39 protein-coding genes are annotated in these 26,057 nt (G+C 62.6%); 33 read left to right on the top strand and 6 right to left on the bottom strand.

Annotation, left to right across the window (positions count from 1 at the left end):
* Positions 1-44: 44 nt before the first annotated feature.
* A complete protein-coding gene (locus C9E82_RS05060) occupies positions 45-365 on the bottom strand; it encodes a hypothetical protein (RefSeq protein WP_119898170.1) in 321 nt (106 codons plus the stop codon).
* A 189-nt stretch (positions 366-554) separates the two neighbouring features.
* On the opposite strand from C9E82_RS05060, the gene C9E82_RS05055 reads away from it, so the two are divergent.
* Positions 555-740, top strand: a complete 186-nt coding sequence (locus C9E82_RS05055) for a hypothetical protein (protein WP_119898169.1) — start codon at positions 555-557, stop codon at positions 738-740.
* A 180-nt stretch (positions 741-920) separates the two neighbouring features.
* Here C9E82_RS05055 and C9E82_RS24045 read toward each other — a convergent pair whose 3' ends face one another.
* The 4 genes from C9E82_RS24045 to C9E82_RS05040 form a co-directional block, all read right to left on the bottom strand.
* Positions 921-2,237 carry a hypothetical protein gene (locus C9E82_RS24045; RefSeq protein ID WP_147393087.1) on the bottom strand — a complete coding sequence of 439 codons (1,317 nt, stop codon included), beginning with the start codon at positions 2,235-2,237 and terminating at the stop codon, positions 921-923.
* Positions 2,238-2,302: 65 nt separating this feature from the next.
* Positions 2,303-2,560: a hypothetical protein gene (locus C9E82_RS05050; RefSeq protein WP_119898168.1), complete on the bottom strand. Its 258-nt coding sequence runs from the start codon at positions 2,558-2,560 to the stop codon at positions 2,303-2,305.
* Between the two features lie 3 nt (positions 2,561-2,563).
* Positions 2,564-2,782, bottom strand: coding sequence for a hypothetical protein (locus C9E82_RS05045; protein ID WP_119898167.1), 219 nt, complete (start codon positions 2,780-2,782; stop codon positions 2,564-2,566).
* Positions 2,783-3,005: 223 nt separating this feature from the next.
* Positions 3,006-3,266 (bottom strand): helix-turn-helix domain-containing protein, encoded by a 261-nt coding sequence (locus C9E82_RS05040; RefSeq protein ID WP_240643532.1) that lies wholly within the window; start codon positions 3,264-3,266, stop codon positions 3,006-3,008.
* 109 nt (positions 3,267-3,375) lie between these two features.
* On the opposite strand from C9E82_RS05040, the gene C9E82_RS24415 reads away from it, so the two are divergent.
* From C9E82_RS24415 to C9E82_RS04920, 30 genes are all read left to right on the top strand, one after another.
* Positions 3,376-3,675: a hypothetical protein gene (locus tag C9E82_RS24415; RefSeq protein WP_183154039.1), complete on the top strand. Its 300-nt coding sequence runs from the start codon at positions 3,376-3,378 to the stop codon at positions 3,673-3,675.
* A complete protein-coding gene (locus C9E82_RS05035) occupies positions 3,672-3,920 on the top strand; it encodes a hypothetical protein (protein WP_119898165.1) in 249 nt (82 codons plus the stop codon). The genes C9E82_RS24415 and C9E82_RS05035 overlap by 4 nt, the downstream gene beginning before the upstream one ends.
* Complete coding sequence (locus C9E82_RS25245) at positions 3,920-4,045, top strand: hypothetical protein (RefSeq protein WP_276312094.1); 126 nt, start codon at positions 3,920-3,922, stop codon at positions 4,043-4,045. The genes C9E82_RS05035 and C9E82_RS25245 overlap by 1 nt, the downstream gene beginning before the upstream one ends.
* A gap of 1 nt (position 4,046) precedes the next feature.
* Positions 4,047-4,280: a hypothetical protein gene (locus tag C9E82_RS24410; RefSeq protein ID WP_170162073.1), complete on the top strand. Its 234-nt coding sequence runs from the start codon at positions 4,047-4,049 to the stop codon at positions 4,278-4,280.
* Positions 4,281-4,327: 47 nt separating this feature from the next.
* Positions 4,328-4,846 (top strand): hypothetical protein, encoded by a 519-nt coding sequence (locus tag C9E82_RS24405; protein ID WP_170162072.1) that lies wholly within the window; start codon positions 4,328-4,330, stop codon positions 4,844-4,846.
* On the top strand, positions 4,846-5,250 hold the full coding sequence (locus C9E82_RS24400) for a RusA family crossover junction endodeoxyribonuclease (protein WP_170162071.1): 405 nt from the start codon (positions 4,846-4,848) through the stop codon (positions 5,248-5,250). The genes C9E82_RS24405 and C9E82_RS24400 overlap by 1 nt, the downstream gene beginning before the upstream one ends.
* Positions 5,247-5,759, top strand: a complete 513-nt coding sequence (locus C9E82_RS05025; RefSeq protein WP_119898164.1) for an NUMOD1 domain-containing DNA-binding protein — start codon at positions 5,247-5,249, stop codon at positions 5,757-5,759. Before C9E82_RS24400 ends, C9E82_RS05025 begins: the two co-directional genes overlap by 4 nt.
* Positions 5,756-7,186, top strand: coding sequence for a DUF4942 domain-containing protein (locus C9E82_RS05020; protein ID WP_119898163.1), 1,431 nt, complete (start codon positions 5,756-5,758; stop codon positions 7,184-7,186). The genes C9E82_RS05025 and C9E82_RS05020 overlap by 4 nt, the downstream gene beginning before the upstream one ends.
* Entirely contained in the window at positions 7,183-7,689 is a 507-nt protein-coding gene (locus C9E82_RS05015; RefSeq protein ID WP_119898162.1) for a GIY-YIG nuclease family protein, read from the top strand. Before C9E82_RS05020 ends, C9E82_RS05015 begins: the two co-directional genes overlap by 4 nt.
* Complete coding sequence (locus tag C9E82_RS05010; RefSeq protein ID WP_170162070.1) at positions 7,686-8,624, top strand: YdaU family protein; 939 nt, start codon at positions 7,686-7,688, stop codon at positions 8,622-8,624. Before C9E82_RS05015 ends, C9E82_RS05010 begins: the two co-directional genes overlap by 4 nt.
* A gap of 4 nt (positions 8,625-8,628) precedes the next feature.
* Positions 8,629-8,976: a hypothetical protein gene (locus C9E82_RS24395; RefSeq protein ID WP_170162069.1), complete on the top strand. Its 348-nt coding sequence runs from the start codon at positions 8,629-8,631 to the stop codon at positions 8,974-8,976.
* The gene (locus tag C9E82_RS05005; RefSeq protein WP_170162068.1) at positions 8,973-9,290 is read left to right on the top strand and encodes a helix-turn-helix domain-containing protein; all 318 of its coding nucleotides are present in this window, start codon (positions 8,973-8,975) and stop codon (positions 9,288-9,290) included. The genes C9E82_RS24395 and C9E82_RS05005 overlap by 4 nt, the downstream gene beginning before the upstream one ends.
* 55 nt (positions 9,291-9,345) lie before the next feature.
* Positions 9,346-9,978 (top strand): hypothetical protein, encoded by a 633-nt coding sequence (locus C9E82_RS05000; protein ID WP_240643531.1) that lies wholly within the window; start codon positions 9,346-9,348, stop codon positions 9,976-9,978.
* 1 nt (position 9,979) lies between these two features.
* Positions 9,980-10,222, top strand: a complete 243-nt coding sequence (locus C9E82_RS04995) for a hypothetical protein (RefSeq protein ID WP_119898158.1) — start codon at positions 9,980-9,982, stop codon at positions 10,220-10,222.
* A 79-nt stretch (positions 10,223-10,301) separates the two neighbouring features.
* Positions 10,302-10,532: a hypothetical protein gene (locus tag C9E82_RS04990; protein WP_119898157.1), complete on the top strand. Its 231-nt coding sequence runs from the start codon at positions 10,302-10,304 to the stop codon at positions 10,530-10,532.
* Positions 10,533-11,150: 618 nt separating this feature from the next.
* Positions 11,151-11,762: a terminase small subunit gene (locus tag C9E82_RS04985; RefSeq protein ID WP_119898156.1), complete on the top strand. Its 612-nt coding sequence runs from the start codon at positions 11,151-11,153 to the stop codon at positions 11,760-11,762.
* Positions 11,731-13,188 (top strand): phage terminase large subunit, encoded by a 1,458-nt coding sequence (gene terL, locus C9E82_RS04980; RefSeq protein WP_119898155.1) that lies wholly within the window; start codon positions 11,731-11,733, stop codon positions 13,186-13,188. Before C9E82_RS04985 ends, terL begins: the two co-directional genes overlap by 32 nt.
* A gap of 1 nt (position 13,189) precedes the next feature.
* Positions 13,190-14,545 (top strand): DUF4055 domain-containing protein, encoded by a 1,356-nt coding sequence (locus C9E82_RS04975; protein WP_119898154.1) that lies wholly within the window; start codon positions 13,190-13,192, stop codon positions 14,543-14,545.
* Between the two features lie 73 nt (positions 14,546-14,618).
* Positions 14,619-15,422 (top strand): hypothetical protein, encoded by an 804-nt coding sequence (locus tag C9E82_RS04970; RefSeq protein ID WP_119898153.1) that lies wholly within the window; start codon positions 14,619-14,621, stop codon positions 15,420-15,422.
* An 85-nt stretch (positions 15,423-15,507) separates the two neighbouring features.
* A complete protein-coding gene (locus tag C9E82_RS04965; protein WP_119898152.1) occupies positions 15,508-16,485 on the top strand; it encodes a major capsid protein in 978 nt (325 codons plus the stop codon).
* A 55-nt stretch (positions 16,486-16,540) separates the two neighbouring features.
* A complete protein-coding gene (locus C9E82_RS24040; protein WP_147393086.1) occupies positions 16,541-16,759 on the top strand; it encodes a hypothetical protein in 219 nt (72 codons plus the stop codon).
* Positions 16,760-16,762: 3 nt separating this feature from the next.
* Positions 16,763-17,071: a hypothetical protein gene (locus tag C9E82_RS04960; RefSeq protein WP_122449206.1), complete on the top strand. Its 309-nt coding sequence runs from the start codon at positions 16,763-16,765 to the stop codon at positions 17,069-17,071.
* The gene (locus C9E82_RS04955; protein WP_119899535.1) at positions 17,064-17,315 is read left to right on the top strand and encodes a hypothetical protein; all 252 of its coding nucleotides are present in this window, start codon (positions 17,064-17,066) and stop codon (positions 17,313-17,315) included. Before C9E82_RS04960 ends, C9E82_RS04955 begins: the two co-directional genes overlap by 8 nt.
* A gap of 3 nt (positions 17,316-17,318) precedes the next feature.
* On the top strand, positions 17,319-17,768 hold the full coding sequence (locus tag C9E82_RS04950) for a DnaT-like ssDNA-binding protein (protein ID WP_119899533.1): 450 nt from the start codon (positions 17,319-17,321) through the stop codon (positions 17,766-17,768).
* Positions 17,765-18,754 (top strand): phage minor head protein, encoded by a 990-nt coding sequence (locus C9E82_RS04945; RefSeq protein ID WP_119899531.1) that lies wholly within the window; start codon positions 17,765-17,767, stop codon positions 18,752-18,754. The genes C9E82_RS04950 and C9E82_RS04945 overlap by 4 nt, the downstream gene beginning before the upstream one ends.
* Positions 18,754-19,131 carry a hypothetical protein gene (locus C9E82_RS04940; RefSeq protein ID WP_119899529.1) on the top strand — a complete coding sequence of 126 codons (378 nt, stop codon included), beginning with the start codon at positions 18,754-18,756 and terminating at the stop codon, positions 19,129-19,131. The genes C9E82_RS04945 and C9E82_RS04940 overlap by 1 nt, the downstream gene beginning before the upstream one ends.
* Positions 19,131-19,556: an HK97-gp10 family putative phage morphogenesis protein gene (locus C9E82_RS04935; RefSeq protein WP_119899527.1), complete on the top strand. Its 426-nt coding sequence runs from the start codon at positions 19,131-19,133 to the stop codon at positions 19,554-19,556. Before C9E82_RS04940 ends, C9E82_RS04935 begins: the two co-directional genes overlap by 1 nt.
* Positions 19,549-19,962 carry a hypothetical protein gene (locus C9E82_RS04930; RefSeq protein WP_119899524.1) on the top strand — a complete coding sequence of 138 codons (414 nt, stop codon included), beginning with the start codon at positions 19,549-19,551 and terminating at the stop codon, positions 19,960-19,962. The genes C9E82_RS04935 and C9E82_RS04930 overlap by 8 nt, the downstream gene beginning before the upstream one ends.
* Positions 19,955-20,434 carry a hypothetical protein gene (locus C9E82_RS04925; protein ID WP_119899522.1) on the top strand — a complete coding sequence of 160 codons (480 nt, stop codon included), beginning with the start codon at positions 19,955-19,957 and terminating at the stop codon, positions 20,432-20,434. The genes C9E82_RS04930 and C9E82_RS04925 overlap by 8 nt, the downstream gene beginning before the upstream one ends.
* Before the next feature lie 121 nt (positions 20,435-20,555).
* A complete protein-coding gene (locus C9E82_RS04920; RefSeq protein ID WP_170162129.1) occupies positions 20,556-21,569 on the top strand; it encodes a DUF2806 domain-containing protein in 1,014 nt (337 codons plus the stop codon).
* Between the two features lie 341 nt (positions 21,570-21,910).
* Here C9E82_RS04920 and C9E82_RS25405 read toward each other — a convergent pair whose 3' ends face one another.
* The gene (locus C9E82_RS25405; protein ID WP_119899539.1) at positions 21,911-22,519 is read right to left on the bottom strand and encodes a type VI secretion system-associated protein TagO; all 609 of its coding nucleotides are present in this window, start codon (positions 22,517-22,519) and stop codon (positions 21,911-21,913) included.
* Here C9E82_RS25405 and C9E82_RS04910 point away from each other — a divergent pair.
* Together C9E82_RS04910 and C9E82_RS04905 are read left to right on the top strand one after the other, a co-directional pair.
* Positions 22,498-23,091 carry a gene transfer agent family protein gene (locus C9E82_RS04910; RefSeq protein ID WP_183154037.1) on the top strand — a complete coding sequence of 198 codons (594 nt, stop codon included), beginning with the start codon at positions 22,498-22,500 and terminating at the stop codon, positions 23,089-23,091. The genes C9E82_RS25405 and C9E82_RS04910 overlap by 22 nt on opposite strands.
* Positions 23,091-26,054 (top strand): tape measure protein, encoded by a 2,964-nt coding sequence (locus C9E82_RS04905; protein ID WP_119899516.1) that lies wholly within the window; start codon positions 23,091-23,093, stop codon positions 26,052-26,054. Before C9E82_RS04910 ends, C9E82_RS04905 begins: the two co-directional genes overlap by 1 nt.
* Positions 26,055-26,057: the final 3 nt, after the last annotated feature.

Below are 26,057 nucleotides of genomic sequence, written 5' to 3'. Positions count from 1 at the left end.
CTCGTCCTGGCCGGGTCTGGGCTTTCCAAGAATGCCCATCGCCCTCACCCGCAGCTGGCGAGGCGGGCTTCGAGCGAGATCACCTTGCCCTTGCTCGCGGCGATCTGGCCGGCCACGTCGCCGCCGGTCAGGCTCGACACCGGCACTCCGATCAGGAAGACGCCCAGGGCATCCCCCGTCACAGCGCTGCGCTGCTTGGCCTCCAGTGCCGCCAGTGCTTCGCGCTCGGCGTTCAGGTCGGACGCCGCCTGGTGGCAGGACACGCCGGCGAAGGCGTTGCCGAAGCTGACCGGCTGGATGCTGCTGGGGGATTGCGCGCAGGCCGCGAGGATCGGCAGGGCGGCGAGGGGCAGAAGGTGTTTCATCGGGGGCTCCATCTCAGCAAGGTTGGGCAGGATCTGGCCGGGGCCGTCTTCGCTGCTGTTGAGATGAAGGTAATACGCACTGTGCGTATCGTCAACGCCGAAAATACGCGCTGTGCGTATTTTTTGTTTTGGGCCCGATTCGCCCGTGCTATACAGGCGGGGCGGCGCGGTGCCGGATGGAGGTGTGAGATGGTGGACCGTTTGGCAGATCAGCCCTTCGTCGGCCTGGCGAAAGCCGAAACCATGCTGCGGGACTTCAACCGGCTACGGCAGGCGATCCGCGCGCATGACAGCTTCGCGGCAGAGCGGGCATGGGATCAGTGCGAGCGGTGGGTCGACCAGCTGCGGCCGATCACGGGCGCGAATCGCGCATGAAAAAGCCCGCGCGAAGCGGGCGGGCTAGGGCAAAGAAAAGCCCCGCTCGAAGGCGGGGCAGGTATGGAAGATTGCATGATTAATTTGAAGTAAAGACTTTAGCCATTGGTCATCTGCGAGCCTCTTCGAACAGTCACCTGCACCTCAACCCTAACATCCGCACGTCAACAGCACAATCGGCTATCTGCTTTTGGAGTGAGCTAAAACCTCGCCTGCAGCAAGCTGGGCTAGATAGACCCAAGGCTGAAGTAGCATAGAATTATTCGCCGTTGGTAGAATTACACCTCCTTTTATCAGGTCTTTTCCGTGCGCGAGAGCGTTTCTGATGTCGCGCATAGACCGCGAAACTGGCGATAATCCCTTTGCTATGAAGTCATCAATAGTGTCGTTCTTGCCGATGAGAGCAGGTAAAGTGTATCCCCCGTCAAAATGCTGAGCAGAGGAAAAATAATCCCTATTGTTATCGATCTCCTGCCATAAGACGGTTTCAGAAATTGAACCCACCGTGCGCTCAAATTTCAAGAAATCATCAAGCACCTTTGTGTCGCTCGAATTAACCGCTTCGCAAATCAGGTCGATTATCTCAGATTTCTTCGCGCGCACATCTGGCCGCGACACGAGGTGCTTAACCTTACTTCGTAGAGTATCGCTCGCATAACTCATCGAAACGTTTTCGACGATACGGAAAAGATAGATGAAGCGAAGAAAGTTGTTATCGGTAAAGGTTTCATCCCAATAGGTGAGCAGCGCTACATCTAGTTCTTCAGCGTCAATTGTGTCTGGGAAGGATTCGTGGCGATAACGACCCTGATCGTTATATCCTTTCGCGGTCACCTCTTCATGCACCATCACCCTAGGGGTGCTGTGGTCAAAATAGCTCATGTAAAAATTTAGCGTTCTAATGAAAGCTATAAGTTCATCATTGATCGCGCTTACATTTGAAATATAGAAGCTTAAAGGTGAAATGAAAATTGTTTCGAGATCTTCTTCGCTAGCCAGGTCCATGAGTTTAAAAGAGAAGAGATTTCTGTAATTATTGTCCGTCGGCCCGACAAAATCCACCAGTCTTGATAATTCAATTAGCCTTTGAGATGCCGGAGAAAATCGACAAACCCTTGTTATTCCATTGTGCGTAATCTCAAATGATCGAGTTGAAAGGTTCGCCCCAAGTACTGCTTTTTTAAAGCTGGTGTAAATAATTTCTAGTTCATTTTTATCTAGGTGCAATATCGCGGTTAGCTTCGGAGGCAGCACGCAGTGTTCCATCAGCTCCTTGACTGCCGGAGGGCTTTCTTCTGATAGTTGATGCAATTCGATTTGAAGTGCACTATCGTTCCAAGGCTTGAACGCCAACAATTCTTCTTCGACGGGATCGAACTTTATATAATCGTTGTTGAGTGAGAAAAGATAAAGTAGCGCATTTTGTTCACCAGTCAGCTTTGTATGGCCGCTAAATTCATCTTCTTTTAACTCTTTCTCCATTTTCTCTCCGCTCATTCCCTCGCTCCGCTTTCCAATCCCTCGCCGCCCACTCGTCCAGCAGCACGCGGGCCGGTGTGCGCTCACTCCTCATCCAGCACTATCGCCGCCCGGAGCGCCGCCGCCAGGTCGTCGGCCAGCCTCGCAATCACCGGGTCCGGGTCGTTCGCCGCCTCGCTGAACCCCTCGGCCAGGTCCTCCCGGCCCTCTGGCGTCGAGGCGATGCCCATGGCCATGCCGACCATCATGTGAACCGCGGCCTGCCTGGTGGCGGCCAGCTCGGCCTCCAGCTGCTCGATGCGCGACTGCAGCGCGGCGATCTCTTCCAAGCCGCCAGGCATCCGCTATTCCCTCAGCTTCTGCGCGACCATCCGCGCCAAGATCCCCGTGATCCTGCTGCGGCGCCGGCCGTCTGCGATCTCATCGTACATCCGCGCCATTGCCTCGCGCTGATCCCGCTGCGGGTGCGACGCAATCGCGAAGTTGGCCAGCATCGTGGCGGCGGCCTCGCGGGTTTCGGCCAGTTCCGCCTTGAGCTTGGCTATTTTGGCCTCCGGGGTCATGGCTGGCGCTCCAACTTATCCACAGATTCGCCCCCCGAATTTTGGTTAACCGTGCCCGTCAACGTGTTGCCTCGGCGGATTGCCGCCGGTTACGATGTTCCCGTTTGGTTCCGCATGGGGAGGGTGGGATGACAGATGAAGACCTGCTGAAGATGCTGAAGCGCGCACGGCGCGAAAGTGGCCTTCCATTGGACTTTTGGGCCGACATCACTGATGGCCTACCTCACAGCTTCGTAGCAATTTTGTGCGGGAGATCATCGATCTTCCCGAAGTACATGAACTCCAAGGATAGGCCGTGAGCCTTGCGTATCTTCTTGGCTGATACCAGCGTCAGGTCGCGCTCCCCGGTCTCATAGGGGCCGTAAGTTTGCGGCAGCAGGCCAGCCTTCGCCGCAAATGTCTTCTGATCGAGTTCAAGAATCTCGCGAGCGCGCCTCAGGCGTGCAGCGACGGCCTCTCGGCTATCTTCAAGATCCTCAAGCATCCGATCCTCTCGCGGTTTTCCGTGATCGGCATCGTAAGTTCGCGTCATGCGAATTGCAGTCAGCGTTTTGCGTATTGACCATGATACGCACTGTGCGTATTTTGGCTGTATGGAACACATCAGTCATATCTGGCCGACGATCAGATCCCTCGCTGACGACTTGGGCACCCCCTACACGACAGTGCACTCGTGGTCTGTGCGCGGGCGCATTCCTCCTGATCGGGATCTCGATCTCATTGAGGCTGCCAAGCGCCACGGCGCCACGCTGACCCTTGAGCAGCTTGCGCGTGCCCGCCGCGCCCAAACGCAAGAAGGCGCGGCCTGGTGGTCCCGGCCGCGCCCTCTCACCCTTCTGCTGCTGTTTCCAAAGGATCCTTCGCACGGGATCAACATGGGAACAGTGCAATGAAAAATCTTGCAGATTCGTCCAACCCGCGCGAGGCGCGTCGTTGGTTCAGGAATATGCTGTGGCGGGCCTTTCCGTCGCCGTCCGAGAACGAGCTGGCCATCAGGGCCGCTCGTGTTCTCGATGTTTCTCCGCGCCAGGTGAAGAACTGGCTGCGTGAGGAGAACGACGCGTCGCTCCGCTACGTCACCGCCGTCCTAGCGATTGCTGGGGCAGAGATCATCTTCGGAAAAATCGAGGGGCGCTGATGTTGCGTATCTACTGGCACCTGATGGGGCGGCTTTACGAGGCGCGGTCAAACCGCGCCCTCACCCTCCATATCAGGTTCGCGAACCGCGCGGAAAAATTTTTCCGCAAACTCAGGGGGCTGTGAGATGTCCTCGACCGCCCCCGACGCCTCCGTCCGCCTGCTGCGCGCGATCCGCGACGGCCATGGCACGCTGCCGGGGAGCGAGCTGGCGAAGCATATCGGCATGGCGCCGGGCCCCTTCTGGGACCTGGTCGCCCGCGGCTGCCGGGAAGGCTGGCTCGCCATCAACGACAAGGACCGGCTGGACATCCGCTTCGAGGCGAAAGGCACCGGCCCGGCTGACCTCCACAGTTTCTGACGACGCGGCCGCGGCGCTCAGCGGCGTTTCCCATCAGGACCCACGACATGAACGAACACGCCGACATCCACCACGACATGGAGGGCGACGAGCCCGAGCTGAAGCTCGACACCCTCATGGGCGACATCCGCGACGCGATGCTCAGCCGGATCCGCCACATGAAAACCAGTTGGGCGCTCTGCACCGAGGCCGAGCAGGCCGAGATCGCCAACGGGCTGCAGCTGGCAGCGAAGGCCCTGGTTCGGGGCGTGGTGCGCGAACTGACCGCGCACGAGTTTCCCCACACCGTGGTCGAGCTTGGCGAGATCAAGATCGGCGGCAGCAAAGGGATCGAGGGCAAGATTTCGTGTCAGAACATCGAGTTCAACCGCAACGTCCTCGGCGATCACGTTGGCCAGATGGTGCAGATCGTCATGGTCGATTCCGACACCTTCATGGGCGAGCGGGCGTCGCCGGATATCCAGCCCGACCAGGGCGACATGTTCTCCGGGGCCCCGGAGGATGGCGAAGGCGACGACGAGGACGACGAGACGCGCCAACTGCCCAAGCCGGAGGACTTCGACTGATGGTCGAGTTCACGATACCGGGGCGGCCATTCGCGAAACAACGTCCAAAGGCGGCCATCGTCGCCGGTCGGGCGCGCGTCTACACGCCGAAGGAGACGGTCAGCTTCGAGGGCAAGGTTGCCGAAATCGCGCGGCCGTTTTTCCCGGAGCCCATCGAGGGGCCGGTGAAGCTGCGCATCGTGGCCGTCTTCGCCGTCCCGGCATCGTGGAGCAAGAAGAAGTCAGCGGCGCATGAGGGCGGCTTTCACGTCCAGCGCCCTGACGGTGACAATCTCCTGAAAAGCATCAAGGACGGCCTGAACCGCATTGCCTGGCGCGACGACTGCCAGGTGTCGGACGCGCGCTGCGTGAAGCGCTGGGGCCGCTACGACGAGACATTCGTGCAGGTGGAGGCGCTGTCATGACCGCATCCTCGCCCCACTCCCGCCGCGCCAGCCCGGTCACCGGCCCCGACGGCACGGTCTATTCCAGCCACCGCGCCGCGGCCCGCGCCCTGGGCGTCCACGCCAAAACCATCCGCTGGCATCTGGACCGATACGGCGACCTGTCGATGCTCGGGATGCTCTATGTTCGCTGCGTCTGGCGCGGCCGGGAATACCCGACCATGACGGCGCTGTCGAAGGCCAGCGGCATCGGCGTGCCGACGATCATCTATCACCTGGCGACGCACGGAAATCTCGACCGCCTCGGGCTCGGCCAAAAGGGCCGCAAGGGCAATCTCAGCAAGTCCAGGCCGGTCCGCATCGGATCGACCGAATGGCCGTCACGGGCCGCGCTGGCCGGCGACATCGGCGTTCACCCCGCGACCGTCTCGCGGTGGCTGAACGGCGCCGCCAGTCGCGATGCGGCCGATCGGCTGATGGTGGCGGCCATGGAGAAAAGCGCCGGGATCAATCGCGAGGTATCACCATGAACGCCCGTCCAGAAATCCTGACCGGCTCCGAACTCACCACCGGCCGCCGCAAGCCGTCCGAGATCGTCGCAGAATATGAGGCCAAGCGAGAGGCGCTGGAGGGCGCACTGTCCGAATACGAGGCAGCCGGAAGCGCGCTGAAAGCTGCCGCCACGATCGGCGGCACATGGGGCAATGTCACGCTGGACACTGGGCGCGGCATCTACGCCAGCGTGCTGGAGCAGTCCCTGCTCATCTCGGCCTGGCGCCACATCTACGAGCTCTATGGCTTGGCCGACATTGCCAGCGCCGAAGACAAGCGCCGCTTCGAGCAGATGTTCGCCGCGCCGCCGCCGTTCACGGTCGAGAACATCCGCGAGCAGTTCGGCGATCTGGTCATGGACCCCTGGGGCAGCGTCCTGCGCGGCATGGCCGAGGTCTTCGCGCAGTTGGATCCGGCCTTCAAGAGCCACGAGAAGATGAAGATCGGCGTGAAGGGTCTGCCCAAGCGCGTGATCCTGTCCAGCGTGGTGGGCTATGGATCGTGGGGCCGGGATCGGTTGCGCGATATCCTGAACGCGCTGGCGGCATATCAGGGCAAGCCGCTGGTCGATCATCGGGAACTGTCCCTAGCCCTCGAACACGACGGGGAGGTCTGGCGCGAAGGTGCCGTTATCCCCGATCCCTACGAGGTGCGTCAGGCCGAGCGCGCGCGGGCGCATTGTCTCCGCAAGGGTCTCGTTCCATCGGAAGCGGTTATCAAGGAGCCGACCAAGCACACCATCCCGGCGCGGGGCGTCTGGATCAAGATGTTCCAGAACGGCAACGGCCACCTGTTCTTCGGGCCCGAGGCGCTGCGCGACATCAACCGGGCGCTGGCCGAATACTATGGCGATGTATTGCCCGACTGCCCCGAGGAACGCCCGGCCCGGCAGCGCACCGGCACCGATGTCAGCAAGGACCTGCAATACTACCCGACGCCCGTGGCGGTCGTGGAGCGGGTGCTGGCCGAGATGTCCTATCGCCTGCCCGGCCAGCGCGTGCTGGAGCCGTCCTGCGGCTGCGGGCGATTCATGGACGCCCTGCGTGCCCTCGGGGCCGATGTGGTCGGCTGCGAGGTTGATCCGGTCAGAGCGGCGATGTGCGAGGCCAATGGTCACCGCGTCATGCGCATGAATTTCCTCGACACGGTTCCAACGCCGGATTTCGACCGCGTGGTGATGAATCCGCCATTCGCTGGCCGTCACTATGCCAAGCATGTGCGCCATGCGCTGCGGTTCCTCAAGCCGGGCGGCGCACTCACCGCGATCCTACCGGCGACGGCCCGCTACGACCACGGCGAACTGGATGACCTGCGACCGCATTGGGACGACCTGCCGGTCGGGTCGTTCACCGAGAGCGGGACGAACATCTGCACCACCGTTGCGACGATCAGGAGGGCGGCGTGAGCAAGGGTTTCGTCTACGTCCTTCACAACGCGTCCATGCCCCTACTGGTGAAGATCGGCAGGACAACCCGCAGCAGTCAGCAGCGCTGCAACGAGCTGTGGCAGACGGGCGTCCCAACGCCATTCCAGATCGCGATGGAGGTCTTTTCGCCTGACTGCTGCGAACTCGAAGCGATCATGCACAAGGAGTTTGGCGAAGTCAGAGTGACCCCGGCGCGGGAATTCTTTCGTGCAAGTATGGGCGAGGTCTGCGAGCGGCTCCAGGAGCTTCACAGAGATCAGGTCGAGCGGTTGGTGAGCGAATATCTTCCGAGACACACCATCGTTCCGACCGATCTGAAGGTTGATGAAAGCCACCTCGAAGATCTCGCATCAGTCATCGGGGATCACCCCGAGAATGTGGCCAGCGCCATGGGCATCATGGACGTTCACGAAGTCTATCCGGCCCTCTGCCGGTGGCGCGACATGGCTGGTGTTGACACGCTGGATGAGGGCGGATTGTGAGCGACAAGGCCGTCCATATTGCGCTCTATCCTTCGGACTGGCTGGCCGGGACGCGCGGTCTGACGCCGGCAGAAACCGGCGTCTACATCACGCTTGTCTGCATGATGTATGAGCGCCGGGCCCCTCTGCAATTCGATCATGCGCGCCTAGCCAGAATGTGCAATTGCCCGGCCGGCACCTTCAAGAAAATCCTCGCGGTACTGATTGACGAAGGGAAGTTGATCGAGACCCCGGATGGCCTGTGGCAGCGCCGAGTTGAGACCGAGATTGCTGCGGCGAAGGGTGCGATGGAGGAAGCATCGGAGCGCGGCCGAAAGGCAGTGAATGCTCGATGGTTGAAAGTCAAAGAGCAAAGTGACCAAGCCGAAATCGTGACGGTCAAACCGCAAAGTGACAAACAGAAATGCTCGTCAAACATACCAAAAAAAGACAATGATTTCAATAAAGGCGAGTTACGCGAGAAGTACCCGAGTAATACTAACCAGAACCAGAGTCAGAAGGTAAAGGAGGAGGCGGAGGACGCGCGCGCGAATGAGGCCGCCGCGTCGCTTATTTCTCGGCTGACCCATGCGCTCGGGTTTGATCACCACGGGACCATCCCGAAATACTGGATCAGCCCTGACGCACCTCTGATCGTCACCCGATGGCTGACCGACCTGAACCTCACGCCAGAGGAGGTCTTGCAGGTCGCTGTCCAGAACATGCGGGCACACAAAAGCCCGGCCAACGGGCCCAAAACCCTCACCCGACATATGCAGGACTTCGCGGCCGCCAAGCAGGCACCGCGCCTCGAACCGACGAAAGGACGGGCACATGACCAGCCACGCCAATCTCCCGACCGCCGCGCAATTGCCGCCGATGACGCCTTTGCGCGCCGCATCCATGCAGCCGCAAGAGCTCGAAGCCCATCGGACGGCGATTTCGGCTTTGGTTGACATCATGCTGGACGGATACTGGCGCGACGACATGAGCGAGACGAAGCGCGCCCTGATACTTGCCGATTGGGCAGACGAGATGGAAAACTGGCCGGCGGACAGCATCAAGGCCGCCCTGCGCCAGTGGCGTCGCGACAATCCCAGCAAGCGTCCGAACCCCGGTCACATCCTGCAGATCCTGCGGAAGGCATGGGGGGAACGACATATCGAACAGGTTCGCGAGGTCGTCGCCGCCATTCGGCCGCCGAAACCGCTGAACGTTCCGGACCTGGAGGACCGGAAAGCAATCTGCGACGATCTGGCGGCGAAGTTCCCCGGCCTCATCAAGCGCGTGCCGGAGGTGAAGGAATGACCTTCCTCACCCACGCCGACCTGACCGACGCAGCAGAGATCCGCATTCCCGGAACCAAGCTGCGCGCCGTCCTCATCGAGGTAGCCGATGCCAGCGGGGTCCCGGTCCGCGCTATCATGGGCCGGTCCCGCATCCAGCGCATCTCCCGCGCTCGCCAACTGACCTGCTACGTCCTGCGCCGCGAGGGCCTGAGCTACCCACAGATCGGCCGGATGCTGCACATCCATCATACCACGGCCATGCACGCGGTCCGCGCCGTGGAGGCCCGCCGAGCGGTCCCGGAAAACCAGAAAAAACACGAAAACGGAATGTGAGGGGCGGATGACGGTTCAGGCGAGGTTCAGGCGGTCAGCACCAACGACCCGGCGCATGTCGATCCTGGGCGCCCTCAACTGGGCGTTCGGCACGGAGATGGCCCGCGTCGAGTTTGACGAGATGGGCGAGACCGCCGGCAGCCTGCGCGTTGGCGTGGACCCGATCTGGGTGATGATGCAGCGCGGCCAACTCGGCACCAAGATCGACGGCGGCGGCTCAAGCAGCCCTGCAGACGACGCCGAGGTGATCGCCAGCGCCGTTGCCAACCTGCCACTGGAATGGGGCGGGCGCAGCATGGCGTCAACTGTCGCCAGCCTGGCCCGCGCCGGCCGCACACCGGACTGGATGCCAAATGCCCGGCCGCTGGTGGTGCCGGTCGACATGCACATGAACCAGCATGGCTGGACCGCCAGGACCGATGACGCCCGGCGCTATCCCGGCGGCTGGCAGCCACAGCCCCGCCGCGGCCGAAAGGGTCGGATCGTGCATGAGCCGGTGCTGTGCTGCCCGGTGCGGGTCGTCAACACCGCCAGCCAGATTGCTGCGGCGCGCCGGCGGTATCTCGACTGGATCGGCGCGCTGATCTGGCTGCACGGCGACCTGCGGGCGACCGGGATCCTGACGACGATCGAACTCTCCGAAGAATTCCCCCCAATGGCGCCCTGGCGCACCGATGAAAGGAACTGACATGACCAACACTGACGATCTGATCGCGCGGCTGCGGATAAAGGGCATGCAGCCACATGAAAAGCGCAATCATCATGTGCGCCGCATGGAGATCGAGCGCATCGAATCCGCCGACCGCCTTACCGCCCTACAGGACAGGGTGAACGAGTTGGAGGGGGCGTTGCAAAACGCCCTGGCAGCAGGACTTCCTGATGTGGTGGCCCAGTCAACCCGCGCCGTCCTGGCGAAAGGGGAGAAGGAGTGATGGGGCGACGCCCAGCATTCACATCACGCAAGAAAAATGCGAACCGTCAGATGGACCGCCGGCGGCTTCCGAGGCCTGAATGAACGACTTGATCAACGACCTGCTGATTATCGTGTTTCTCGCGACCATGTATTCGACCCTGTGCGTATTCATCCCACTGAAGCCGTTCAGGAACCGGCTACATGCCATGAAGTGGTTGCTCGCAACCTTCTTCGCGATGCTGGCTCTGTCAGCCATCGCGACGGGCTTCTTAGGCCCGGAGAGGGCTAATGATCCAGCCGCTGTCGAAGAAGTCTCTGACGGTCGGTGAAAAACCGCTTGCAAAAGGTAGCCCCCCTTGGCAAGATGCAGTCAGAACAATTGCGCCCGGAGGAATGAACCCCTCGCGGGCGTTTTCGATTCCGCTCTTTGGCGGATGCGTCAGGCGAATGATCAGCTGACCGCGCAATGGGGACGCCCGCGCGCTCTGCCATTGGGACGCATCCTCCTGAGCGCGGAAGGTTAAGCACGGATGGGCAAGTGCGCGCTTTACCCCGTCGACCTTGCCACTGCGTCAACGTGGCGGTCCGCGCTCAACATGCCCCGTAAGGGAACGAGCGGCGCTGATCGGTTATGAGGTTTCGCGCACGGGCGGAACGGAAGCTGCGGCACCCGGCAAAATTCCACCTGCCCGGCAATGCCGTGCAGACGGGCAATGTTAGAAAAATTGACATTGCTCTATCCGACAAGCCTGTAGGCAGGCACAGCCCGCTCCGTTCATTCGGCGCGGGCTTTTCTCATTCGTAAGGCCTGGCTTCCTTTCTGCCGATCCGCCGCCATCGGTCACAGCCCTGATGCGCAACAGCGTCAACGCCCTGCTAGGCCGCGCCGAAAGGCGTTCATCGAGGGGGCGAATCAGGGTGGCGGCAAACACCAGGAGGACGATGAGATGGCGAAGCCCCGATCGGATGGGCCGGGTCGAGGGCTGACGGCCAAGCAGGCCCGCTTTGTCGAGGAGTATCTTACCTCGCTGAATGCCACCGAGGCGGCCAGGAAGGCCGGCTACAGCGAGAAGCAGGCCGGGAAGATCGGCCACGAGAACCTGCAGAAGCCTGCGATTGCCGCGGCGATCGAGGCGGCGATGGCCGAGCGGTCGGAGCGGGTGAAGGTGGATGCCGACTGGGTCTTGCGCCGGCTGGTCGAAGAAGCCGACGCCGATCTGGCCGACATCCTGAACGACGACGGCGCGATCCGGCCGGTGAAAGACTGGCCCAAGATCTGGCGGCAAGGGCTCGTGGCAGGCATCGATGTGCAGGAAGACACGGTCGAGGGCGTGAAGGTCGGGCAGACGGTGAAAATCCGGCTTTCCGACCGGATCAAGCGGATCGAGCTGATCGGGAAGCATGTGGGGGTCGGGGCGTTCAGGGAGCGCGTTGATGTGTCGAACCATGATGGTTCGCTGGCGCCCAGGATAATCGATGCGTCGAAGTTGAGCACGGAGGCGCTGCGGGAACTGGCGGGGGTGCTGAATGGCAAGTCCGCTGAAACTGACGGAGGCTGATCGCCTCGCCATCGAGCGTGAACTGTGCCGGCGCTCGTTCGCTGATTTCGTCAAGCTGGCTTGGCCGAACATAATCCCTGATCGGCTCCAGTGGAATTGGCACCTGGAAGCCATCTCGGACCATCTGCAGGCCGTGTCGCGGGGAGAGATCACCCGACTGCTCATCAACATCCCGCCGGGTACATCGAAGTCAACGCTGACAGGGATCATGTTTCCGGCGTGGCTGTGGGGCCCAGCCGGGCAGCCTGGGCACCGATACATCGGCGCGGCGCACGAGCAAGGACTGGCGGTGCGGGATAACCGCTTGACGCGGGAACTGGTCACATCATCGTGGTACCAGAACCTGTGGCCGGTCAAATTGGCCGGGGATCAGAACGAGAAGCTCTATTTCGAGACGAGCGGCCGTGGCTTTCGTCAGGCCTGCGCTGTCGCATCGATGACGGGCCGGCGTGGCCATACCATCGTCTGGGACGATCCGCTGAACCCGGAGAAGGCCAATAGCCCTGTGGCGCGCGAAACTGCGCTGCGGGTGTTCCAAGAGACCCTGCCGACCCGGCTGAACGATCCGGCATCATCGGCAATCATCGTCGTCATGCAGCGATTGCACGAGGATGATCCGAGCGGGCACATCCTCCGCAACGATCTGGGTTACGATCATCTGCTGATTCCGATGGAATTTGAGCCAGAGCGGCGAAAAACCACATCAATCGGCTGGACGGATCCGCGCAGCGAAGAAGGCGAATTGCTGGATCCGGTGCGGTTCCCGCGCGAGGTGGTCGAGCGAGACAAGGTCGCCATGGGCAGCTACGCCTATGCCGGCCAGATGCAGCAACGCCCCGCCCCGCGCGGCGGCGGCATCCTGCGGGACGATTGGTGGCAATACTACGACCTGCCGCCGGATATCGAATGGCGCGGCATCTGGGCCGACACGGCGCAAAAGGCCAAGGAAAGCAGCGACTATTCGGTTTTCCAATGCTGGGGAAAGTCCACGACTGGCAAGGCGGTTCTGCTCGACCAGATCAGGGGCAAGTGGGAGGCGCCGGAATTGCTGACGCAAGCCCGCGCATTCTGGTCCAAGCACAAGGCGGTCAAGGGCAAGGGCGTGCTTCGCTCGTGCAAGATCGAGGACAAGGTGTCGGGCACCGGGCTCATCCAGACCCTGCGCCGCGAGGGCGTGCCGGTCATCGGCATCCCGCGCGCCACGGACAAGGTGACGCGGGCAATGGACGCAGCTCCGAGCATCGAATCCGGGCAAGTCCTGCTGCCGCGCAATGCTCCGTGGCTCAGTGAATTTCTGGCAGAGGCCTCGGCCTTTCCGAATGGCACGAACGACGACCAGCTGGATCCGCTTTTCGACGCGGTCGCGGAAATCGTGTTGCGGAAGGGCGAGCGCCGCGCCTTGGTGATTGAGACAGGATTCGGATGAGATGATCGACCCTAGTATCAAGCATCCGGCATACGTCGATTTTGCGCCGTCGTGGTCGTACATGCGCGACCTCTATGATGGCGAGGACGCTGTAAAGGCAGCTGGAGAAAAATATCTGCCGATCAAGTCTGGCACGGCGGCAATCACGGATCCGACGATCAGGCAGCGCGTCTATGATTTGTATCGGACCCGCGCCGAGGTGCCGGAGATCGTCGCGCCGACAGTTCGCGGATCGGTCGGTGTGATGCTGGCCAAGCCTGCCGAGATCAAGCTGCCGGCAGCCATGGAGCATCTGCGTGAGCGCGCCACGCTCGACGGGCTGTCCCTGGCTGACCTGCATCGTCGCATGGCATTCGAGGTGATGACAGTGGGGCGCTACGGCCTGCTGCCGGGCGTCTCGGACGGCGTGCCACATCTGTCGGGTTATGTGGCCGAGAGCATCGTCAGCTGGGATTCGTCCGGCGGGGCGCTGGATTTCGTTTCTCTGGATGAGACCGCGCAGGAACGTAATCGCGAGACCGGACAGTGGGAGAAGGTCGAGCGGTATCGGGTTCTTGTGCTCGAAGATGGCCGGTTCGTTGCGCGGATCTTCACGCGCACGGACAGCGGATGGGAGGCACAGGACGAGCCGGAAGCAATGACACCCCGGCGTGCGGTGCTGGACGCTCTGCCTTTTGTTTTTGTCGGTACCAATGACCTGACGCCGCAGCCAGACGATGTGCCGCTTTACGGCCTCGCCAAGCTGGCGATTCGGGTCTATCGCCTGGACGCGGACTTCACCTGGTCCCTGCACATGACCAGCGAGCCGACACCATGGGTCAATGGCTTCGATGATCCCGAGACCCAGGCGACGCCCAGCACATTGGGCAGCGCAAAGCTGTGGGTTCTGCCAAGCGGTGCGCAGGCTGGGTATCTGGAATTCAGCGGCCCCGGGCTCGAAAAGCAAGCGGCTGCCATCAAGGACGCGCTCGATCGGGCGGCGCAGTTCGGAGCACAGGTCATCCAGCAAGGTCAGGCGGCCGAGAGCGGCGAGGCGCTGAAACTGCGCGCGGCATCGCAGACAGCAACCCTGACGACCATCGCGCAGACCACCGCGGGCGGGCTGGAGAGAGCACTTCGCAATATCGCTGTCTGGATCGGCGCCAACCCTGATGAGGTCGTGGTAACGCCGAACCTCGAATTCTTCGACCGGCAAATGACGCCGCAGGACATCCAGGCTGTTGTCGCCGGCTGGCAGGCGGGAGCCTACAGCCACGAAACGCTGGTCCGAATGCTTCTGGATGGTGGAGCGATCCCCGAGGGCATGACCGTCGAGGAGGTCATTGCCGGGGCCGAGAACGATCTCGACGCGCCCTGAACGGCGCTGATCGAACTGGTGGGGCTGATCCCGCCACAACCGGGGCTGTGCCCCTTTTTCATGGAGGTGGCCTGTGGCCCTGAAAGCAATCATCGAGGCGCTCGAGGATGTTCCCGAGGCGCTGCGCGAGCACTACACCGAAAAGGACGGCGCGTTTTATCTCGCGCTGGACGAGTTCGGGAAGCACCCGGGGGCACTGACCCTCAAGGCGACCCTGAACAAGGTCAACAAGGACAAGGATGCGCTGGCCACCAAGGTCGCCGATCTGGAGGCGAAGGTCGCGGACCTGCCCGACGATTTCGACCCCGCCGAATGGGTCAAGCGCGACGAAAAGGACAAGCCCGACGAGGCGCTGCAATCGCTGAAAGAGCAGCACGCCCGCGCTGTCGATGCGCTGAAAGCAAAGCACGCCAAGGATCTGGCCGACAAGGAAGCCGAGATCAACGAGCGCGACAGCTATATCGACGGCAGCACCCGCAACGATCATCTGCGCAAGGCGCTGGTCGAGGCCGGTTTTGATCCCGCGCATGAGGAGATCCTGCTGTCCTACCTCGGGCCCAAGGTGAAGGTCCGGCGCGAGGAGGATGGCAGTCGCGTGGCCTTTGTCGAGACCGATCTTGGCGAGGTGTCCCCGGTCGATTTCGCCAAGGATTTCGCCGCCAAGCAGGGAAAGGCCTATCTGGCCAAGCCGACGGGCCCCGGTGCCCCTGGCAGCCAGACCATTCGTTCCGGCGAGGCCAACCCCTTCGCCGCAGCGAACTGGAACAAGACCGACCAGGCGCGGCTGCCCGCCGAGAAGCGCGAGGCAATGGCCCGCGCCGCCGGGTTCAAGGATTACGCCACCGCGGTTCGGGCAACCGGGCCGGTTGGCAAATAAGGCGGCTGTGCCGTCGTCACGGACGCAGCCAGGGCGGTGCCTCGGCTGATCTCACACTGAAATCAGCCATACAGGAGAAAACGAAATGGCTACTACCGTACTTTCGGATGTTATCGTCCCGGAGGTCTTCCGAGACTATGTCATCGAGCGCACCGCCGAGCTTTCGGCCTTCTGGCAGTCGGGCATCGTTGCCCCCGTTGCCGATCTCGATCTGCCCTCGGGCGGCGGGACCGTCAACATGCCGTTCTGGCAAGACCTGACCGGTGACGATCAGGTGCTGGACACCGGAACCGACCTGAACGTCGAGAAGGTCACCGCGCAGCGAGACGTGGCTGTGCTGAACGCCCGCGCCCTGGTCTATGGCGCGACCGACCTCGCGGCCGCTCTGGCGGGTGACGACCCCATGGGGGCGGTCGGCGACCTGATCGCCGACAAATGGGCGCGCCGGATGCAGACGGCCATGATTCAGACGCTGAACGGCGCGATGGGTGCGCTGGCTGCGGAAGCGCCGCCGGTGAACACCCTGAACATCTCGGCGCTGGCCGGGGATGCGGCAGTGATCGATGGCGAGAGCCTCATCGATGCCGGCGGCACCCTTGGCGACGCAGAGCGGGGCCTGACCGCGCTGGCCGTGCACTCGGCGACCGAGCGGCTGCTGCGCAAGCAGGGCCTGATCGACTACCTGCCCGACGACGAGGGCAAGCCGGTCATCGCCACCTATATGGGGCGCCGCGTCATCATCGATGACGGCATGCCGAATGCTGGCGGAGTGTTCACGACCTATCTGTTCGGGCCGGGCGCCATCGGCTACGGCGAAGGCAATCCGAAGGTTCCCGCCGAGACCCAGCGATCGGCGTTGACCAACGGCGGCGAGGAATACCTGGTTTCCCGCCGGCACTTCGTCCTGCACCCGCGCGGGATCGCGTGGACCCCGGATGCCGGCGTGCCGGCGCTGGACACGCCCAGCAACGCCGAGCTGGCCGACGCCGACAACTGGACGCGGCGCTACGAGGCCAAGAACATCCGCATCGTGCGGTTCGTTCACCGCATCGCCGCGGCCTGATGGCAAGGCGCGGGCTGGGAGACCTGCCCGCGCACCAACCCGATAGGAGGTCGCCATGTCGATACTGAAACGAGGCCAGACCGGCACCCGGTCGATCAACGCCGCCCTGAACCGTCTGCAATCCTTCACCGTGGCCGATCTGCCCGACGCAACTGCAAGCGCCGGCCTTCTTGTGCATTGCGAGGATGGTGCCGCAGGTGGTCCGTGCCTGGCATACTGCGACGGCACCGCGTGGCTGAGCGTTGCGCTCGGCTCGCAAGTCGCGGGGGAATAGCGCATGGCCAGCGCATCGCAGATCAGAGCGCGGTTTTATGCCGCGCTGGAACAAGGCATGAGCCATGACGAAGCCGTGGCACTGGCGAATGGCACCGCTGCTGCGGCGCCGGTCACACCAGAGCCCAATCCCGCCCCCGCTCAGCAGCCCGCCCCCGACCTGACGCCCGAGGCCATCGCCTCCATGGAAAAGCCCGCACTGGTCGATCTGCTGGAGTCCAGCGGCGTGGATTTCGACAAACGGCTCGGCGCGGAGAAGCTGCGCGAACTGGCCCAGCAGGTCGCGCATTCCGAGCCAAGCGCAGATGGCTGACAACGTCACCGCGATCTTCGGCGGCCCGACCTGCCAGCCCGAGCCGAGCGAGACCTGCATCCAGCAACTGGAATACTGGCTGGAGATGGCCAGGTCCGGCGAGGTCGTGGGCGTCGCGATTGGGGGCATATGTGCCGATGGCCTCTCCCGCTACGGCATTGGCGGCCGCGTCGGCGGCTATTCGATGCTCGGCGCACTGGAGATGGCGCGGACGGAACTGGTCGAAGTGATCAGGGGAGATTGAGGGATGCCGCTTGTTGTCGGGAACCTGCTGATCGATCCAGAGGCGAACAGCTTCATCTCGCTGGCGGACGCCGACGCCTATCTGGAGGCCGAGGGCGCCGGAGCTTGGCAGGCAGCGCCCACGGAGGCGAAGGAGGCCGCGCTGGTCAATGCCTCGCGCTGGATGGCAGTGTCGCTGAACTGGTGCCACAAGGACCTGTCCGACGAGGAGCTGATTGTCGTTGGCCGGGCCGCGGCTCGCCTGGCCGTTCAGGCCCTGACGGTGGACCTCTGGGCGCCGGAGAACGTCGGCAAGGACGCCAAGCGATACAAGGCGGGCTCGGTTGAGGTCGAATACCAGAACCGCCGCCCCGTCGCCGGGCCTGTCGCCGCCGGCAAGCGGTTCCCGTGGCTTCTGCCGATGCTGGGCAGCCTGATCTCCTCCGGCACCTCGCGCTGGCTGCTGCGGGTATGAGAGACCTTCCCGGCGCGTTCGACCGGCTGCTGGACGAACTGCACCCGACCATCAGGGCCGCATTCATCGAGGCGATCGAGCGGATCACGACGACTGCGCGCCTGCGCGAGGTTGAGGAGTTGCTTGACCGCGGCGATGTAGAGGGGTTGCTGGACGCCCTGAACCTGTCGCCGGAATATTTCCGGGGCGTTCAGGATGCCGTGGACGCCGCTTTCTATGGCGGCGCGAACTATCAGATCAGCCTGGCTGCTTCGCTGTCCTCGATCCCCTTCAATCGCCGTCATTGGGCGGCGGAGGCGTGGGCCCGCGAGAACGGCAGCCGCCTGATCGTGGAGATCAGCACCGCGACCCGCGAGGGCGTTCGGCAGTATGTCGTTGAGGCGCTGCGAACCGGACGCGGGTCGAATGCGGTGGCGCGGGAGATCGTCGGCCGCATCAACCGTGCCGCGGGCCGGCGTGAAGGCGGTATTCTCGGACTGACCGGTCAGGAGGCCACCTATGTCGCCAACGCGCGGGACGAGCTGATCCGCCTTGATCCAGCGTATTTCCGGCGCGCCGCGCGCGACAGGCGCTTTGACAGCATCGTGCGGCGGGCGATCAAGGCAGGAAAGCCGCTGGCGAGAGCCGATCTGGAGCGGATCATCGGCCGATACTCAGATGGACTGCTGATCCGGCGCGGTGACCGTATCGCGCGGACGGAAGCGCACAGCGCGCTCAATGCAGGTCGCTATGAGGCAATGCGGCAAACTGCTGAGAATGTCGGGCTCGACGCCTCGGCCATCACGGTCAAGTGGCAGTCGGCCCGCGACGAGCGGGTTCGGCACAGCCATCGCGTTCTGAACGGCAAGACGGCCTCCTACGGCGAAGCGTTCACGTCGCCGCTCGGGTCGCGGATGCGCTGGCCCGGCGACCGGGAATTTGGCGCGCTGTCGGCAGATGTCGTCGGCTGTCGCTGCACCACGTCCTTCAGCCTGGGGATCAACTGATGAGCCTGCTTGATGAGATCAGGGCTGAGATCGGCGCGGTGTTCGAAGACACCTCGCTGTTCTTCAGCGATGCGGTGCTGACGCGAGCAACTGGCTCCGGTGGCTGGAGTGAAACCGCGGGGTCCGTACAGGCCTATGATTGCAAGGCGATGGTGGAGGCCTATAGCGACCAGCTTCGCGCCATGGCGGACATCCCCGACGCGGATGTGAAGTTGATGATCGTCGGCACATCGATTTCGGTCGATCCCCTCAAGGGAGACGTCGTGACCGTCGGCGGGCGCAACTGGTCGGTGATCCACGTGGACGTTGACCCGGCCCGGGCGATGTGGAGCTGTCAGGCGCGGCCCGTGCAGGCAGCCGCTGGGGAGGCGGAATGATGGCGCGCATCATCGGCGACAGGGCCCTGAACGCGCGCCTGACGCGCATGGCGCGCGGGGCGGATGTGACGCCGGCATTGGTCCGGGCGGCTGAGAGGACGCGAGCGGAGTACATCGAGAAGGTTCAGCAGGTTTCTCCGGGCCGCACGGAAACTCGCTACAGCCCGCGGCGCGAGGTAACCGTCTCGGCGCCGGGATCGGCTCCGAACACCGATACCGGCGACCTGGTCAACAACACCGGCGCCGGTTCCTTCCGGCGCAACCAGGCCGAGGCTTGGTCCAGTATGGGCTACGCCGACGACCTCGAATTCGGCACCCACAAGATGGCCCCACGGCCCGCGATGCAGCCAGCCTTTGATGAAACGAAACAGCAGGCGCTGAACGATATTGCCGCGGCGCTCCGCAAGGACATGCGCAATGGCTGATCATGGGCTGCAGCTGATGCAGGCGATTGATGCCGTGCTGCGCGCACAGGTACCGCTGGCAGGCGGCTGGCACGCGACGCGACTAGGGACGCCAATCTATCCGGTCGGCTACGTCGATCTGACCAGCAGCACGCCAATGCGTGGCGAGGGCTTCTATGCCGAGCAGCACCGCGGCGTGGTCTCCCTCTGGTCGCGCAAGCGGGTCAACAACCTGGCGCATCCGGCCGAGGCCTTCCGGCTCTGCGAGCAGGCTCATCGCCTGCTGGGCGCCGCGGTCCTGTCGAGCGCGGATCTGGTCGTGCAGCAATTCCAATGCGGGGCAATGACGCCGCGAAACCCGGACGGAGTGACCTGGGGTCGTTCGTTCACCTTCTCAGCTATCACACATGAGGTTCAAAATGGCTGACGTAACCGATCTGGCCGGCGTCATTTCCACGCTCGGCATCTTTGTGGACCAAAGCTCCACGTCCACGGCTGACTGGCAGTATCTGTGCGCGATCAATGCCCGCGCCTTCAACCTGACGCGCGCCGAGCAGACCACAAACATCGTGGCCACCTGCGGACCTGGCGCGCCCGTGGAGGTCTGGCGTCAAGCCGGCGCGCTCGACTGGAACATCACCGGCGAAGCGGCGCTCGAACTCGAAACGTTCGACTTCTGCCGCCAGTGGATCATGGACGCCGAGCAGCGCAACGTTCGGATCGTCATGTTCACCGGCGACAAGAACGACCTGACCGCCCACGGCTACTACCAGGGGCCGGGCGTGCTGCTGGAATACCCGACCAGCCAGCCGGACGCGGACAACATCCCGGTCGCGAACATCAGCATCAGCAAAGGTGCCGGAACGCTGACCTGGACGGCCGGGGCGCCGAGCGGCTGACAACGAAACCGTCGCATCGGCGGCGTGGCGGGCGCGGGAAACTGCGCTCTCCAGAACGATGAAAAGACTCGCAGAATCGGCATCACTTGAGCCTCTATGTGTGCAAGCATGGAGGTTCACGGTGTCAGACGACCATTTGAGCAACGAAGTTTCCGTCTCTGGTGAAATGACTGACACAGGCGTTAAGGCTGGCGCCAAAAGCAGGGCGGTCGCATCTGTTGATCGCCTTGTCGGTGCCGCGGTGGACATTGGCAGCGCCTATCTGGAGGGATTCGCCGCCAGGAAGCGAGCCAAGACAGGCGGGGAGGTTTCCTTGATAGAAGCGGCAGCAGATTATGGTGTTCAGCAGATCGGCGCATCGCCTGAGCTGGCCCAACGTGCCTTCAATCGGCACTTCAGGAAGGTCATTGCGCAGCAAGAGAACATCGAAGCGGTTGTCGAAGAGGCGAAAGTCGATCTCATTGAGGGGCGGCAGGACTACGAGGACATCGAGGGGGCAATGTCCGAGGAGTTCTTCGACCGATTTGAAGAGTACTCGGCGTCTGCAAACACCGAGGAGCTTCGTCATCGATGGGGGCGCGTGCTTGCTGCCGAGATCCGGCGGCCAGGGACATTTTCGCAGAAGGTTCTTCGTGTGGTCGATGAATTGGATAGAGACACGGCCGAGTTGTTTGAGCGCATATGCCATGTCAGGGTTGGTCCAGCCTTATACAAGCCGTTAATGGAGCAGCTTACGTTCAAGGAAACATCCGCCTTGGTATCTGCGGAGCTGTTGGTAGATCCGGGCGTCGGCGGACAGCACACGGTTTTTAGCGCAATAAGGCAGCAAGACGGGGATGACTTGATGATTGGCGGCTCCGATTCCTTATTGTTTGGATTCGCAAGGAAGGACCTGGCAGAGGATGTGCCGAGAGATCAACTCGCGATGAGCAAAGATCGGATTGGCGTACCGGCATATGTACTCACTGATGCGGGGCAAGCAATTTCAACGATTTTACCGGACAGATCCGGGGATCTCATACTCGAATATGCTCGCCTTTTGGCAAAGAACGTCAAAGGAGGCGCGGTGATGTTGCTTCGACCGGATGGCAGGGGCAGCCTGGTTCACGTCGGGAATGCAGAGCCATCAAAATAGGCCATGAAGCCCCCCTTTCGGGGGCGTTTCTCTTGACCGGGATTCCCGGACCTGCGATTCTGCATCGACCAGTGGCCTCACCGCCTTGGTCATCGTCAGTGCCTCGTCAGCACTTCCTCGGAGGGCGGCGCTTGTGAGGTTTCACAGGCACCGTCTTCCGGCCCTTCGGTTTGGTTTTGCAACCGCACTTCCTGGCCATAACACATCACCTCCTTTCCCGAGCAGGTTGCCCGCCTCTGTTTCAGGCTTCCTGCGGGGTTTCAGTGATGGCGGTGAGGCCTCGGCCAGACTGGCAGGAGGTCAACGATTCGTTAAGCGGATTCTTGCCGGTGAAGCCGAGGCTACCAGCCGCAGCTTTCGCGCAATGGGGTTATCGCTTCGTCAAGGCCAGATATCTGGAATCGGGCGGTTACTGGAGAATGCGAATACGGAGTAAAGCGCGTCAACATTGTATCTTTCCCGATCATTGTCTTGACGAATGGGATGGACCTACCTCCGGACCAAAGCCCCAGAGATTTGTGATCGGTGCTTTCCTCCATGGAGACGGTTGTGGTTGGGCTGTCATCCAGCCGGACATCAACGTCCCCATAATCATTGTATCTGCTTGATGCCAAGTGGCAGTCAGTTTTGATAAACATGGCAGTAGTATTTTCCATGCACCTTATAATCAGTTGAGCAGGGACAGAGTCCCGGAGAGATCCACACTGCACAGATTCATCTGAAACGATTGAAAGAAAAACGTCCGTTGTATCCCTGAATTCCGACTCTCGGATTGAGACATGCCATTTGCCAACGAGATCAGCGGACTTAACTGAAGGCTCTCGACCGCTAACCCTGTCGTAGCAGGCGAGCCGATCTAGATCTGACGACACGGACGCACATTCAGAAACATTCGCCCCGGCCTGTGATGCCGATGCGGATAATATTAATGCTGATAAAACAAGCCTCATCGAAGGGTTCCTTAATGGCTATCGGTCCTGACATTGCAGTAATCCACGCAGACCTTGGCGATGGCAAGCGCCGTCGTCTTTTCCTCGGCGCGGACGAGCTTCGCCAGATCAAGCGCGAGTGTGGGCGCGGGTTCTACACGATCTATGTCAACTTCGACAAAGACGCCGAGCCGGACGAAGTGTCTGCTATCCTGCGCCTGGCGCTTATCGGCGGGGGGATGACGCCGCAAGACGCCTTGGACCTGGTCCAATACTACGCCAGCCCGCCCCGCCCGCTCCAGCACGCCTATCTGATCGCCTTCGAGGCGCTGAGTGCAGCGTGGCGAGGGTCGGACAAATCGGCGTCGGGCGGCAAGCGCATGACGGCGCAGGAAATGGACGACTTTTTCACCGAGGCAGAGGCGGCTCTGATCAAGAACGGCAGCGATCTCAGCGTTCTGCGCGGGAGATCCTTTGCCGAGATCCAGGACGTCTTCGCCGCTCTCAGCAAGGATGCGGACAAGCCGTCAGCGCCTGATGCCGAGACGTTCAATGCCATCAAAGCGGCGGGCAAGAAAAAGGGTAAGAAATAATGGATCCCGTTGACCGCCTGCGGGTCCTTTATGAACTGGACGACCGTCGCTATCGCGAAGGTATGCGCCGTATGAGCAGCGAGTCCAAGCGCAGCACCGATCAGATCGTCGCGCAGGCGACGAGGGCAGAGCAAGCGGCGGCGCGCGTAGGCAATGCCATCAGGAACTTCGCAGTCGGTTTCGCGGGCGGGGCTCTCGGCGCTCTGGGCGTGCGACAACTGATCCAGATGACTGGCGCATGGACCGACCTGACCAGTCGCGTGAACATCGCGGCCGGCAGCATGGAAAAAGGCGAGCAAGTCATGCGGCGGGTAAGCGAAATGGCGCGGCGCACATATTCCGACCTCAATCAGACCGCTGAGGGATATCTGGCATTTTCAACCACGATGACCGAATTGGGAGTATCGACCGATCGGCAGCTGGATTTCGTGGAAAGCCTGAACAATGCCCTTGTCGTGTCGGGGGCCAAGGGGGAAGTTGCTGCTCGTGTCATGGACGCGCTGTCGAAGGCGATGGCGCTGGGCAGTTTGCAGGGCGACAACCTCAATACGGTGATCGCCAGTGGCGGCAGAGTTTCTCAGGCGCTGGCCGAGTCGATGGGCGTCACCACCATGGAGCTGCGCAAACTCGGATCTGAGGGACGGATCGGGCGCCAGGAGATGCTCGGTATCACGTCGGAGATGGAAAAGCTGCGCCGCGAGGCTGGGGAAATGCCAGCCACGATCCAGGACGGCTTCATGCTCCTGAACAACGCGCTGCTGGAATATGTCGGGCGTGGCGACGAGGCTGTCGGGATGTCGGGCCGCATCGCCGAAGCGCTGACGATGATTGCCGACAATTTCGACACGGCGGCCGATGCCGGCCTGAAGCTTGCCGCCGTCCTGGCGGCGGGGATGCTGGGCCGCTCAATCATCGGGATGGTCGCCCGGCTCGGCACCGCCACCGGAGCGCTGGTCCAGTTTGCGGCGGCGCTTCGCGCGGCAACCTCGCTCGGCAGCGTCACCGCGGCCATCAGCGGCCTGTCCGCAGCCGCTGGCCCGCTTGGCATGATTTTCGGCGGACTGCTTGCCGGGGGTGTCCTGCTCTATTCGGATCGCGCCCGCGAGGCCGAGCAGCGCAGCAAGGATCTGCGTCAGGAATTGCAGGATATGGGCTTCTACGCGCCCGGTGCGGCCGAGGCGCTGGAGGATGTTGCCGAGGCCGTCGATGGGATCGGCACGGAAGAACAGATCGCGCGGATCGAACGGCTCCGACAGGGGCTGAAATCGCTGAAGGGCGACGGCGGCAGTTTCGCGTCCTGGCTGATGGGCGACAGCAGCGAGATCGGCAAGGTTGTCGCCAACCTGGAATTGCAGGCCGGGCGCATCTTCAGCGGCGAGTCGGGGAAGATCGCCAGGGAAGTTGCCGATCTGACCAAGGAATACCAGCGCGGAGCGATTTCGGTTGCGGAGTTCTCGTCCCGTCTTGCCGCTGTTGACGGCCGCGCCGCCAACGACACGGTTCGCGATCTGATCACGCAGTTGCGCGAAATCGCACCCGTCGCGCAGGCGGCTGAGACCGCGCTGGCCGTGCTGGGGGATATTCCAGGGCTCGACGGTGCCATTGCAGCCGTTGCCGAGTTGCGAGGCCAGATGGAGACGCTGGCCAATCTGACCGGCGTCACGGACTCGATCCAGAAAGAGATTGCCGATCTGATCCGCGATTTCGAGGATGGCCAACGCAGCGCCGAGGACACCAAGGCTGCGCTGCAAGCCATCGAGATGGCCAATCCCGACTTCGGACCGTTCATTTCCAAGGTTATGGCAGCCATCGGCGCACTGAACGACCTTCGCATGAGCGCGATCATGGCGGGGGCCTCAATGGCGGCTCTGTCGGTTGTCGGGGGCGGATCTGCCGGCGGCGGCGACACATCACTGGAACAGCAGGGCGCCGTCACCGAGGCCCATATTGCCGAGCTGCGCCGCCAGAACGAACTGTCGCGCGAGCGCCTCGATATCGAGAAGCGCACCGAACGGATCATGCAGGACGCCGCGAAAGCCGGCGCGGCCCTGACCCGCGAGCAGGCCGAGCAGCTGGCCATCGAGCAGGCCGCCGCCGATGCGCGCAGATCGGCCGAAGGCCGTAGCGGGGGCAGAACCGGGAGCGGCACGGGTCGATCAAGTGCCGGTGGTCGCGGCCGGTCTGGCCGCGAGGATCGCCCCTTCTTCGAGGCGGTCGAGCAGGATCTGCTGAACCTGGAGCGCGAGATCACCCTGGTTGGCAAATCCGCCGAGGAGGTCGCGCGCGCCCGCGCCGAATGGGCGATGCTGGACGAGGCCAAGAAGCGCGGCATCACAGTGGATGCTGCCCTGAACAGGCAGATCGAAGAACAGGCCGCCGCCGTGGGCCGTCTGACCGCCGAACTGGAACGCGCAGAAATCGCCCAGCAGCAATTCGAACAGGCCGTCGATGGCATAGCCGACGCCTTTGCCGGCGCTCTGGTTGCGGGCGAGAGCTTGCGCGACGGCCTGGCGCAGGTCTTCAAGCAGATCGCGGCAGACCTGATGCGAAGCGGCATCAGGAACGCGCTGCTCAGCCAGTTCGGCAGTGGTGCCTTCGGCATGTTCGGGCTGCGCTTGGCGGGCGGTGGCGATGCGCTGACCGGCGCTCTTCGCGGCGCCGGCCTCAACGCGATCCCGAGCTTCGACGGCGGCGGCAGAACAGGCAATGGCCCTCGATCCGGCGGGCTGGACGGCAAGGGCGGCTTCCTCGCCCTCATGCATCCCAATGAGACCGTCACGGATCATACCAAGGGCCAGCGCGGCGGCAGCAGTGTTTCCTTCGCCCCGAACATCAGCATCGCCCCCGGCGTGACCCAGGACGAACTGGCGATGACCTTCGCCGCCGCCCGTCAGGAATACGAGAGGAATTTCCTGCCCCTGTTGCGGAAGACGATGCCCGAATTCAACGAGCGGTACGGGTGATCC

It is taken from the genome of Paracoccus sigandri (assembly GCF_003709565.1).
Classification (GTDB): domain Bacteria; phylum Pseudomonadota; class Alphaproteobacteria; order Rhodobacterales; family Rhodobacteraceae; genus Paracoccus; species Paracoccus siganidrum.
Note: the sequence above shows the minus strand (reverse complement) of the source record. Positions and strands in the feature narration are given on the sequence as shown.